This window comes from Nocardia arthritidis NBRC 100137 (assembly GCF_001612765.1).
GTDB lineage: Bacteria > Actinomycetota > Actinomycetes > Mycobacteriales > Mycobacteriaceae > Nocardia > Nocardia arthritidis.
In genome coordinates this window covers 1-11,706 of sequence record NZ_BDBB01000017.1, presented here as the reverse complement: position 1 = coordinate 11,706, position 11,706 = coordinate 1, and the positions used below count along the sequence as shown (strand labels likewise).

General features: G+C 67.7%; 10 protein-coding genes. 6 read left to right on the top strand and 4 right to left on the bottom strand.

Features of this window, described 5'->3' with window-relative positions; translation table 11 throughout:
• Window positions 1-29 precede the first annotated feature (29 nt).
• Both NA8_RS13780 and NA8_RS13775 read left to right on the top strand, forming a co-directional pair.
• On the top strand, window positions 30-455 hold the full coding sequence (locus NA8_RS13780) for a hypothetical protein (protein ID WP_157106688.1): 426 nt from the start codon (window positions 30-32) through the stop codon (window positions 453-455).
• A gap of 35 nt (window positions 456-490) precedes the next feature.
• Window positions 491-1,024: a hypothetical protein gene (locus tag NA8_RS13775; protein ID WP_063050787.1), complete on the top strand. Its 534-nt coding sequence runs from the start codon at window positions 491-493 to the stop codon at window positions 1,022-1,024.
• A gap of 270 nt (window positions 1,025-1,294) precedes the next feature.
• Here the strand turns inward: NA8_RS13775 and NA8_RS13770 are convergent, their stop codons facing one another.
• Both NA8_RS13770 and NA8_RS13765 read right to left on the bottom strand, forming a co-directional pair.
• The gene (locus NA8_RS13770) at window positions 1,295-2,491 is read right to left on the bottom strand and encodes a hypothetical protein (RefSeq protein ID WP_063050786.1); all 1,197 of its coding nucleotides are present in this window, start codon (window positions 2,489-2,491) and stop codon (window positions 1,295-1,297) included.
• 373 nt (window positions 2,492-2,864) lie between these two features.
• Window positions 2,865-3,134, bottom strand: coding sequence for a hypothetical protein (locus tag NA8_RS13765; protein WP_063050785.1), 270 nt, complete (start codon window positions 3,132-3,134; stop codon window positions 2,865-2,867).
• Between the two features lie 205 nt (window positions 3,135-3,339).
• Between NA8_RS13765 and NA8_RS13760 the strand changes: the two genes are divergently transcribed.
• Complete coding sequence (locus NA8_RS13760; RefSeq protein ID WP_063050784.1) at window positions 3,340-5,433, top strand: adenosylcobalamin-dependent ribonucleoside-diphosphate reductase; 2,094 nt, start codon at window positions 3,340-3,342, stop codon at window positions 5,431-5,433.
• An 87-nt stretch (window positions 5,434-5,520) separates the two neighbouring features.
• Here the strand turns inward: NA8_RS13760 and NA8_RS13755 are convergent, their stop codons facing one another.
• Complete coding sequence (locus NA8_RS13755) at window positions 5,521-6,435, bottom strand: alpha/beta fold hydrolase (protein WP_084466774.1); 915 nt, start codon at window positions 6,433-6,435, stop codon at window positions 5,521-5,523.
• Between the two features lie 493 nt (window positions 6,436-6,928).
• On the opposite strand from NA8_RS13755, the gene NA8_RS13750 reads away from it, so the two are divergent.
• From NA8_RS13750 to NA8_RS13740, 3 genes are all read left to right on the top strand, one after another.
• The gene (locus NA8_RS13750) at window positions 6,929-7,744 is read left to right on the top strand and encodes a ribosome hibernation promotion factor (RefSeq protein WP_063050783.1); all 816 of its coding nucleotides are present in this window, start codon (window positions 6,929-6,931) and stop codon (window positions 7,742-7,744) included.
• A 363-nt stretch (window positions 7,745-8,107) separates the two neighbouring features.
• The gene (locus NA8_RS13745; RefSeq protein WP_063050782.1) at window positions 8,108-8,443 is read left to right on the top strand and encodes a hypothetical protein; all 336 of its coding nucleotides are present in this window, start codon (window positions 8,108-8,110) and stop codon (window positions 8,441-8,443) included.
• 109 nt (window positions 8,444-8,552) lie between these two features.
• On the top strand, window positions 8,553-8,888 hold the full coding sequence (locus tag NA8_RS13740) for a hypothetical protein (RefSeq protein WP_063050781.1): 336 nt from the start codon (window positions 8,553-8,555) through the stop codon (window positions 8,886-8,888).
• A gap of 55 nt (window positions 8,889-8,943) precedes the next feature.
• On the opposite strand, the gene NA8_RS13735 is transcribed toward NA8_RS13740, so the two are convergent.
• Window positions 8,944-11,706: cation-translocating P-type ATPase (locus NA8_RS13735; protein ID WP_157106687.1), on the bottom strand; the 2,763-nt coding region annotated here is incomplete at its 5' end.

Genomic DNA, 11,706 nt, shown 5'->3' with positions numbered 1-11,706 from the left:
ACCTCTTAATAAGCGGGAGAAGGATGGGAGTGGAAAGCGCTCGCGGCGTGGTGCGCACACTGCTCGAACCGAAATTCCGGCCCGCGGAGCTGCTGGACGATCTGTCGATTTTGATCGTGTTGGTCGCCCAGACCGGTGACGAGTGGACCAGCACCTGCGACATGTTCGCTGCTCACGTCTTGCCGTTACTGCGGCAGCACGCTGTCCGCCTGGTCGAAGTGGCCCGCAAGGGCCCCTCTGCCGCGGACGGCATCCTCGTGTTGCAGGACACTCGCGAACCGGTGCGGCGACACCCGGATCTGGAGAAGTACGGCTTCTACGCGCTCAGCGACGAGCACTGCGGCAACGGTGTACTGCCCACCCTCTGCGGCAACCGCACTTGCCCAGTTGACCGCACCACGAATGCACCGTGGGCAATGGTCGGCACTGATCTCCCACCAAGCCCTGACCATTGACAACCGGCAGAAGTGATCGTTGAAATAGTCCAACGATGATCGAACCTGACCCCCAACTCGAAGAGGAACTCAACGCCGCTCACAGCCTTTATCCGATCGGCGACCATGTGACCGGAGTGGTCACCCTGATTCCGCGACCCGGCGTCGTCGGACTGTTCGTCGACTTGGGCCATCCACCCACCGGATTCGTCGACATCCTGAATCTGCCGTTTTCCGCCGACCAATGGCCGGCTGTCGGCACAGTGACCGAGTTCGAGGTCCTCCAGCACACACGCGGCCAGGTTCGCCTCTGGCCTCTCGATCCCGCCTTCCGATCGAGCACAACAAGGTTTCCCGTCATGAGCGAGTCCGAATGGTGCGACGCCAAGAACCGCCACCCCGTCGGCTCCGCAGTCACCGCCGAGATCACCGACGTCTTCCCCAGCAACCGCGAATACTTCGTCGCATTCGATGGCCTCTGGTCCGTCCTGTCCTGGTCCGGCACGCCCCCAGTCGTCGGCACCACCGCCCAGTTCACCGTCGCCCGACATCTCGACGCGACCCGAAGAATTCGGCTGCGCAGCGCCTGACAAACCCAGCACCGCCCGGGCCGAGCAGCTCGATGCCCTGCTCTTTGGCCTAGGCCAGCAGCTGCTGGGCCGGCTTCTTCTGATCCACCGCATCCACCACGGATTCGAGTGTCTCCGACATCAAACGATCCTTCCGCCGAACCCTCAGGATCGGCCAGTCAGACCGAAATCAGATCCAGCGGAGATCAGACACTCCCGCCGAGTTCCCGTCGATGGCTGCACTCCAAGGTAATAGCGCCGAGGTCCATTCCCTTGGAGCGCACGAGATTATCATTGTGGTCGGTGGAAGCCGGGCGATGCGACAGACAGACGCAACGTGTCGTCACGGTGGGTCAGGGTCAGTTCGTACCAGTCGGAGGTGCGGGCGTGAGTGACGATGCCGCCAGGGTCGGTGGACAGCGTCACCCGCCACCCCTGCTGCTCCCAGATTCGGACGATCACAGGTGGATAGATGTCGGCGCGGTCGAGGGCAGGTGGGTCGAGGAAGTAGCGGGCCTCGAGTCGGTCGACCTGGTAGATGTTGCCCGCGTCGTCATCGAACGGCAGTATCGTCTCGCCGTCGAGGCCATCCTGCGGGCGGATGCGCATCTGTCCGCCCAGCGCGTCGAGCAGCTCGGCGACGAGATCGCGGATACGGTCGCGCGCGGCGTCCTCGGTGAGTTCGCGGTTCCAGAAGACTGCCCGCGCCGCCCTGGGCATGGACATGATCGCCTGCCGCAATTCTTCGGGTGTCGGCGGTGTCTCGGGCGCGGTGGTCGCGGGCGGGTGATCACGCTCGAGCTGGAAGCCGTAGCTCATCAGTTCGTCGAAGGTTCCGGCGAAGTCCAGTGGCCGCTCCATGTGGCCGTCGGCCTCCCAGCCGATGGCGCCTCGGGGCAGGTCGGGAGAGACGAAGTAGCGCGTATCACCCAAGCCCTTGGCGATGAGCATCGCCCGGCCACCCGGAATGTCCTCGCCCGTTTCCCAATTGCGCACGGCCTCGGGCAAGTTCAGCACCGAATAGGTCTGCATGTCCCGGGGACGGGCAGGACCGTAGGAGATCTCGTCGAGATCGGTGAACCCCGCATGCACCGTGGAGAGGAACACCCGCAGTGCCTCCGGCAGCGCATCCCAATACGGCGGCCGGTCGGCGCCGAACGTCTCCGGATCCCATCCGATACGGAACTCGTGCGGTTGAAACGGCTTTCGCAGCGCATACAGCAGCACCCAGTCACCCCGCAGCAGGCAGACCCGCACATCGTCGAGGCATTCCTCCAACACAACCCCGAACCGCGGCAGCACATCGACAAACAAGTCGAGATTCCACACAGCCACCGCAGCCGCGCGCCGGGCGTTCGAATCCCCACCCGCTGCGATCCCGGCCCACCGCGCCGGCACATGAGCCGCGGCCGACGACCCCGGCTCGACCAACAGCGCGGAGGCGGAGCCGAATTCCGCTACGACCCTTGCGAAGTCGACACTGTCCACGACCCCCATCGAACACCATCCCCACCGCTGACACCCCGACGGTCACCCGCACGACGCAGGAAGCGGATGGCCGCCTCGAACCCGGAAGGCGATCTGACCTTGAGTTATGGTGCTCAGCACGTTGCCGCCATGGCGGCGTGCGCCACGCTCTTTCGTAGTGACCGCTGGCGGCACGATAGAAGACGCCATATCTTCGTCTGGAGTCAGCAAGCGGCCGCGCATGCGTGCGGAGTCCACTGGACTTACCTGGGGCAGGTCGAACGCTGGCAGCGCAGACCGGTCCATCCACTTCGACGCGCATCGACCAGAGATACCCGGCCCAGCAGACGGCCCCGGGTTCACACCAATAAGTCTCCGGACTCACCGGGGGGATTCAGCGGCGAGCCGGAAGCGGTGCGCAATGACAGCGGCGACGGCGACAATCAACGGCGCACCCAGCACACCGGCCAACTGCACAGTCCATCTGCTTGTGGGGCAACCCCTCGAAGAAGCCCAGAATCGGCTGCCAGAAACAGGCGGTGCCGACGATGACCAGGCCGGTGAACACGATGCCGAGCGCATGGTTGCGGATGTGCAGACCCCACACGGCGAACAAGTCGAAATCGATAATCGACGCCGCCGCGAGCCCGAGCAGAGTAATCATTCCGAATACTCCCATGGTCTGGGCTCCTTCCTCACACGTTCGAGCCACCCTTCACGATTCGCTACCCGGGACCGTGACCGACAGTGTGATGTGTCACCGACCATCATGACCTTTCGCCCGTGGACCGGCGGGCGCCAGGTCATCGACAAGAATTCGATCACCCACAGGCATGTCATCGGCGACGTGCGGGGCCGATACTCGACACATGGGGTCAGCGCGGACGGTGGTAGAGCGGCCGGCGAAGGTTCGGCGCCGGGACGGGCGCCTGGTCGACTTCGATCTGACGCGGATCGAAGCCGCGGTCGCGCGAGCGGCGCGCGAGGCGGGACGTCCCGATTCCACGCTTGCGGCAATCACTGCCCGTGACGTCGCCGAGCAGCTCGGACACAAAGTAGCGACCGTCGAGGAAATCCAGGACCTGGTCGAGGCGCAACTGAGCGCCACCGGCTTCGACGACGTCGCCCGCGCGTACATCATCTACCGCCAGCGACGTGCGGAGTTGCGTGCTGCGAAGACCCTGCTCGGGGTACGCGACGAGCTGAAGCTGAGTCTGGCCGCGGTGACCGTGCTACGGGAACGGTATCTGCTGCGCGACGGGCGGGGTCGGCCGGCGGAATCGACCGGCGAGATGATGGACCGGGTCGCGAACCATGTCGCGGCGGCCGAGGATGCGTACCGGCGCGGATCGTCGGCGCACTGGGCGGAGCGATTCTCGGGGCTGCTGCGCGGCCTGGAGTTTCTGCCGAACTCGCCGACACTGATGAACGCAGGCACCGGTCTCGGCCTGCTCGCCGGCTGCTTCGTCCTGCCAGTCGATGATTCGCTGCACTCGATCTTCCAAACGCTTGCGCAGGCCGCCGAAATTCAGCAAGCCGGCGGCGGTACCGGATACACCTTCACCCACCTGCGGCCCGCCGGGGATCGGATAGCATCCACGCGGACCACGGCCAGTGGGCCGCTGTCATTCCTTCGGCTGTACGACACCGCCGCTGGTGTCGTCTCGATGGGCGGACGCCGCCGCTGCGCATGCATGGCCTTGCTGGACGTGTCGCACCCCGACATCTACGACTTCGTCACCACAAAGGCCGACTCGCCGCGGGAGCTCACCCATTTCAATCTCTCGATCGGCGTCACCAGCGCCTTCCTGCGGGCCGTTGAACGCAACGGCACCCACCGTCTGGTCAACCCCCGAACCGGCAAGACGGTCGCGCGGGTACCGGCTGTCGACTTGTTCGATGCGATCTGCGCGGCCGCGCACGCGTGCGGGGACCCGGGGTTGGCGTTCTTGGACACCATCAACCGGGCGAACCCGACGCCGGAGCGCGGTCGGATCGAAGCGACCAACCCGTGCGGGGAAGTCCCGTTGCTGCCTTACGAGTCCTGCAACCTCGGCTCGATCAACCTGGCCAGGATGACCACCGCCGGTCACGTCGACTGGGACCGGCTCGCCAAGGTCACCGCGTTGGCGGTGCGTTTCCTCGATGACGTCATAGATGTCAGCCGCTACCCGTTCCCCGAACTCGGCGAGACCACCCGGGCCGGCCGCAAGATCGGTCTGGGCGTCATGGGATTGGCGGAGATGCTGGCCGGCCTCGGCGTCCCGTACGACAGTGAACAGGGGGTCCGTCTGGCTGGCCGGGTTATGCGCTGCATCCAGCAGGCGGGGCACGCGGCGTCGGCGCGGCTGGCCGAAGACCGGGGCGCGTTCCCCGCATTCGCCGACAGCCGGTTCGCCGGCTCGGCACCGCTGCGCAATGCGCAGGTCACCTCGGTGGCGCCGACCGGCACCATCTCATTGATCGCGGGCACCACTGCTGGGATCGAGCCGATGTTCGCCATCGCCTTCACTCGCGCGATCGTCGGCAGGCACCTGTTGGAAGTCAACCCGTGCTTCGACCGGCTCGCCCGCGACCGGGCCCTCTACAGCGACGAGCTGATCGCTGAGATCGCGCAGCGAGGCGGCGTCCGCGGCTACCCGCATCTGCCCGCCGAAGTACGGGCAGCGTTCCCGACCGCCTCCGAGATCGCGCCGGAATGGCATCTGCGGATGCAGGCCGCCGTGCAGCGGCATGTCGACGCAGCCGTGTCGAAGACGGTCAACCTGCCCGCCACCGCGACCGTTGACGATATCCGCGCCATCTATCTGGCAGCTTGGAAGGCGAAGGTCAAGGGCATCACGGTCTACCGCTACGGCTGCCGCGAGGGGCAGGTGCTCACCTTCGCGGCCCCCGAACCTGCGATCCCGCGGGCCGGCACCGACTTCAGCGGCGGATGCGTCGGCCGCGTCTGCGAGTTCTGACCGAATTGCGTCGAGATTCATGTTTCGTGATCACCGGCATTCCATGCGTGTTCGAATCGGTGCCGGGTTCTTGGCATGTGGTCGACCTCACCGAAATCTGTTCTCGACTGCGTGATGTCCCAGCTCGTTCTGCCACGAGTCGGTCGGTGATGGCGTCGGGGTGGTAACTGGTTCGCGGATCACGTTGGTGATGAGTTCGCCGAAAGCGTGGGGGTCGTACATGAGCCAGGTGTGCCCGCCGGGCACGGTGAAGGCCCGCGGGTCACCAAGGGCGGTTCGCAGAGACATCGACGTGGTTTCGGGTATGACCGTGTCGCGTGTGCTCCACACTACGAAGATCGGTAGCCGGCGTTCGGCGAGCGCGGTGAGTTCGGAGGCCAGGTTGGCGGTTCGGGCGAGGTGGGCGACTTCCCACACCGCGGTCGGGTTGCGCATCATGTTCGGCACCGCGTCGCGCAAGATCACCGGTAGGACCCGAGTCATCTGACGGTGGGGAAACAGGTCAGCCTGCAGGTGCAGGCCCCAATCCCACAGCGGACGTTCGCGCAGCGCGCGCACCGCTCCGCGGCCGTCGGTCCACGCCGAGCCGCCGATGGAGTTCACGAGCACGAGCCGCTCGGCGAGGTCGGGCAGGTCATGGGCGGCTTTGATCGCGACGCCGCCGCCGAAGGAGTGCCCGACCAGTGTCACCGGTCGGGGCAGGCCGATCGCGTCGGCGAAGTGGCCGACCCACCGGGCGTACCCGGCGATGGTTCGGTGCTCGGCCGGCAAGCTGGCGGTGCCGCCGAACCCGGGCAGCGCGGGGGCGTACACGCGCATTCCCAGGTGGATGAGCTGATCGAGCGGGCCGGCGTAGGCCCGTCCACCGAGTCCCCAGCCGTGTAGGAACAGCACACGAGGGCCGAGCCCGCCGACCGCGTAGTGGGCAGTGCGACCCTCGACCAGTATCGACCGCCACCGCAATCGGGGAGAGCGGCGCTGTGGCGACTGCTTCGCGTTCATAGCTTCCCTCACACGGAGATCGCACCGGAGTGAAAAGAGCCCAGGGCCCTCGAGGAGCGCGAACAGCGGGAGCCGGTTCGGGCGCGCAGACGGACGGCTCCGCCTTCGCGACCACTACGGCCGGCACGCTGGTCTATACCGACAATCGCCGATGGCTCCATCCAGTCGGAAGTGCGCAACGTCCGCGACGTGCGGGTCGCCGGTCCTTCGATCTCGAGACTTTCGGCACCCCCGATCCAGTCGTCATGCTGCACGCCGCTCCCGCGCCCCCTGCGGAAGCTGCCATCCGGGCATGGCCGGTGCCAGTGCGGGCCGCCCGCCGGGAACCTCGGGGACGGCCGGTTGCCGGCCACCACTGGCCGGCGGCCACAGTGGTGATGCTGCGATCGCGGCGGCCAATCCGGGTGCCGGATCGCAATTGTGGCCGAAGGCGTTCGATGTGCGGGACCTTGGGCTCTCTCGATAGGGCCGCGGCGCTGGCAGAGTTCGGTGAATGGAGCGAACCAAACGAGCGTCTGCGCTGGGACCGGATTCGGTGTTGCAGGTCTCGGTCGGTCACCACGTGTCCGCGGCGGGGGCCGACTATGCGCGCGAGAAGATCGCACACGCGCTTGATTATGCTTCCGAACGCGTGCTGTCGGCGCGGGTCCGGCTCACCGGTCATCGCGACCCCGCGGCCGCCAAGCCAATCGTCGCTCAGGCGAATGTGAACATGCAGGGCCGTGCGGTGCGTGTGCAGGTCACGGCGGACACGACCCGGGAGGCCGTCGACCTGCTGGAGGCGCGGTTGAAGGCACGGCTGGAGCGGATATCGCGGCACTGGGAGGCCGTACGCGGTGGCCGGCCGGGGCTGGGACCGCACGAATGGCGGCACGGGGATGCGCCGCGACAGCTGCTGCCCTACTTCCCGAGGCCGGCCGAGGTGCGTGAGATCGTCCGGCACAAGTCGTACACACTCGCCGATGAGACCTGTGACGACGCCGCCTTCGACATGGAATCCATGGACTACGACTTCCACTTGTTCACCGAATCCGGCAGCGGCAGCGACAGCGTGCTGTACCGCACAGAGAACGGCGGGTACCGCCTGGCTCAAGTGGATCCGCGACCGGACGCCCTCGCCCGCGGCGCGGTGCCGGTCACCGTCAGCCCGGCCGCGGCGCCGGTGCTCAGCACGGATGAAGCCATCGAGCGACTGGAGTTGACCGGCTGGCGGTTCGTGTTCTTCTGTGATCGCGATCTGGGTCGCGGCAGCGTGCTCTACCACCGTTACGACGGGCATTACGGCCTGATCACACCATCGGCCGCGTAGCCGCTGTCAACGCCTGGGACCAGTGATGACAAGGTGGCCGACCATGCCGCCAGCCACCGCCGGTTCCGCGCAGTCCGAGGTCAGGGACTTTCGTTTGTTGGATGCCTGGAGGCTGTCAGCCCTTGACGACGCCGACCGGAGGCAGACAGTGCCGATGCGGGAGCGGTGGATTCGATCGGATCCGCCGAGGCCCACCGGGGAACCCGGGACGGACAGATCTCAAGCACCGGCTGCGGCGGAACAACGGTCCGCGGCGACTTGTGGTGAATCCTCCGCCGGCCCAGACAGGGGACCAAAGACTCTTCCTCGGCGGGCGCGGCTCGCGATTGACTCGAATTCTCGAAGGGTTTCCAGAGGTATGCCATGGCCGAGAACAGGCTGCACATCCATGCGGGCAACAAACAGAAGACCGCGGCCGGAACAGCGTTCCCCGAATCGTGCGTCGTCCAAGTCACCGATTCCTCCGGCGCCGGAGTCGAGGGTGTCGAAGTGTGTTTCACCCTTCGGGGTTCGGCGTCGCCGGTCTTCCCGTCACCGCCCAGTCCTGACGGCATTCGTTGGCACGCCGTCACCAGCTCCGCCGGCCTCGCAGCCACGATCCCGGTAACGCCCTACTTCGCCGGGACCGTCGAGGTGCATGTGACTGCGGAAATGTTCCCGGGCCCGGACACCGTCGACTTTCACCTCGCTGCGACCTGATCCGAACCAACCCGTTCTGTGGCCTACGTTGCCGTGCTCATGACGTCTCCTCGAGCTCGAATCCCGGTGCGGGAGCACTGCTGTCCGTCGACGTTCCCCTGATCTCGAAGTGATCGGTGAGCTAATCGAGGGACAAGCGGCGCAGGGTTTGGCCATTGTCGGGGAGAATGCCCGGTTGCTCGTACTCGGTCACCCCGACGCCGGAACCACCGATGTCCTCGCGGCCACCTCGCGGGCCAGGACCGTCACAGAACACACCACATGTCCGGTCACCGTCTGGCGAGGAGAACCCGGGCAGCTACCAGATCGGCGGCCTGTGGTCCTCGGCGTCGACGAAGACGCCGACAGCGCCGAAGCCACCCGCATAGCTTTCGAATACGCGCACCTGTTCGCCGCACCACTCGTCGCGGTCCGCTCTCGCCCCCTAGGCCGCGGTGATAAATAGGGCAGCGCCAAACGACGTTCGCGCACTTCCACGCGGATGCGATCGAACCGACGAATCACCCGCTACCAGGCGACACTCGGAACTTCGTTGGTATTGCGCCATTGCTCCGGAGTCGGTCTTCGTCGAAGTTGGGCGTGATCGCGGGTGGGAACAACAGGGTGCCGACGGTGCCCGACAGGGCTGCGGTTCCCGCGATGAGCAGGCCGACGGGGCCTGCCGGTCGGCATCCGAACAACTGACTCAGGCCAGGAGTCTCGACGATGCCGAGCAACGCTGCCGCGGACGCGGCGGCCGCGCCGACGACGACCGGGTCGGTGGGCCGCAGCACCGCGGTCTCGCCCAACTGGGCGCCGACGATACTCAGCAGGGTGACGGTGCGAGCCCGCCCTATGGTCCCGGTGAGGCGGGCGGCCAGGTAGCCGCCGGCGCCTGCCAGGCCGGTGGCGACGCCGTTCACGATAATCCGTTCGGTGAGCAGAGGGCCGATGGAGCGGTCCGGGCCCTCGGCGAGCAGACGCTCCGGATCGAGGTCGGGCACCGGCCGCATGGCGATGGCCAGCGCCGGGATTGTGTCGGTGAACAGGTTGCACAGCAGTAGTTGGCGGGCGGTGAGCGGAGTCATGCCGGTCAGCAGACTTACACCGGTGATTACCGCGATCTCGCCGTAGTTGTGGCCGATCAGGTTGGCGACCGCGTCGCGGACAGCGACCCACAAGGCACGGCCCTCGATGAGTGCGTCGACGATGCTGCCGATGTGGTCCTCGACGAGCACCACATCGGCGGCATGGCGGGCCGCTTCGGTACTGCGGCCGCTGCCGAGGGCGATACCGACGTCGGCGAGCCGGATCGCGGCCGCGTCGTTCACACCGTCGCCGGTCATGGCGACGCAGTGCCCGACCCTGCGGTAGGCGGCCACCAAACGGACCTTGTGGGCCGGCGTGACACGGGCACAGACGGACACTCCGGGCAGCAGTGCGTCGAGGGCGTCGTCATCGAGGCGATCGAGCTCGGGGCCGGTGACGACACCGATGCTGCCCTCGGCCGCGGGCAGCATTCCGACCTCGGTGGCCAGCCAGCGGGCCGTCGCAGGATGGTCGCCGCTGATGAGCACGGGCCGCACACCGGCTCGGGTGATTCGCTCCAGGGCATCCGCGGCGTGGCCGCGGGGCGGGTCGGACAGGACGAGGAGGCCGGCCAGGGTGAGGCTGATGACGTCGTCTTCGGTCAACTCGCCGTCCGGTGGCGCGGTGAGCCCGCGGGTCGCGACGGCGAGCACCCGGCCGCCGTCTCCGGCCAGTTCCTCGACAAGTGCGTCGAGCCGGCCGCGGTCCATCGCGACGTGGCCGGAGGTGGGGTGTTCGTGGTAAGCGCAGCGGCTCAGGATCGTCTCGGGAGCCCCGATGACGTTCAGTCGTACACCGCTCTCGTCCGGGACGACGATCGCGTGGTAGGCCCGGCCCGACTCGTAGGTCAGCTCGGCCAGTGCCGCCGGGGGCGGCGCGAGCCGGGCCGCGGTCGCGGCGGTGACAATGGCGTCGTCGGTGCTGCCCAGGCGGCGACGCCGCGGCAGAGTTGCCGCCGCCACGGCATGGGCAGTGCCGAGGATCCGCCGGTGCCTGCCGGAGAGCTGATCGGGTGCAGCACCCTGCCGTCCGTCATGCACGGCGGTGACGCGCAGGATTCCGTGGGTAAGGGTGCCGGTCTTGTCCACACACAGCACATCGACCCGGCCCAGCGCCTCCACAGCTCGCTCGTTGCGGACCAGCACACCCCGTTCGGCCAGGCGTCTGGCCCCGGCCAGCTGGGCAGCGGTGGCGAGGATCGGAAGGCCTTCGGGGACGGCCGCGACCGTGAGGCTCACCCCGGTAGCCAGTGTATCGGCCAGAGGGGCGCCCCAGGCGAGGTTGGCGGCCATAGTGACGACCCCCGCGCCGAGCGCGACCGGAGTGGCTCGCGCGGCCAATGCCTCGAGGCGGGTCTCCACCCCGGTGCGCGGGGATGTGACGCCTTGGGCGGCCCGTCCTGCGGCCGTGTCAGCCCCGATCGCTACCACGGCCGCGGTGGCTCGTCCCGTCGCGACAGCAGTGCCGGCGAACAACATGCACGTCTGGTCTGCCAGCGCCTCCGCGTCGACGAGCGCGGGGACTTTGGCCACAGGCAGTGACTCACCGGTCAGCGCGGATTCGTCGATCTCCAGGCCCTCGGCCTCGAGCAGGCGGCAGTCGGCGGGCACCCCTTCGCCCGGACCGAGCCGGATGATGTCGCCGACGACCAGTTCCTCGGCGAGGACGCCACGCTCGGTCCCATCGCGGCGGACCCGCACCCGCTGGGCGGCCACCCGGTCGAGCGCGGCGAGGGCCCGGTCGGCCCCGAGCTGTTGCAGCGCTCCGATACCAGCATCGGCGAATACGACCGCAGCTACCATCGCCGCGTCCAGCACGGAGCCGACGGCAACAGAGAGCGCGGCGCCGGCCGCGAGCACCGGTGTGAGCGGGTTGCGCAGCTCGTTGGCGACATGATCCAGCAACTGCCGAAGTGCGCTCGGCGCGGGAGCAGTCGGTGGGCGGCGGGAGCCCGCCTCGGCGGCGCTGAGCCCTTCCGGGCTACTGTCCAACCGGATGAGCACCTCGGCGGCCGGGACGCGGTGCCAGTCGTCACGCGCCCGCGCCTTCGGGGTCGGCGGGACGAGCCGCGACGCGCTCAGGTGCCCGTGCGCCAAGGCGACCAGCGCCGCCGCGTCCACGCTGAGCGATGCCGGCATCACCTGCCGACGTCGCCACGGCGTCGGGACGCCGAGCAGGACCAGCGCGCTCGCCGC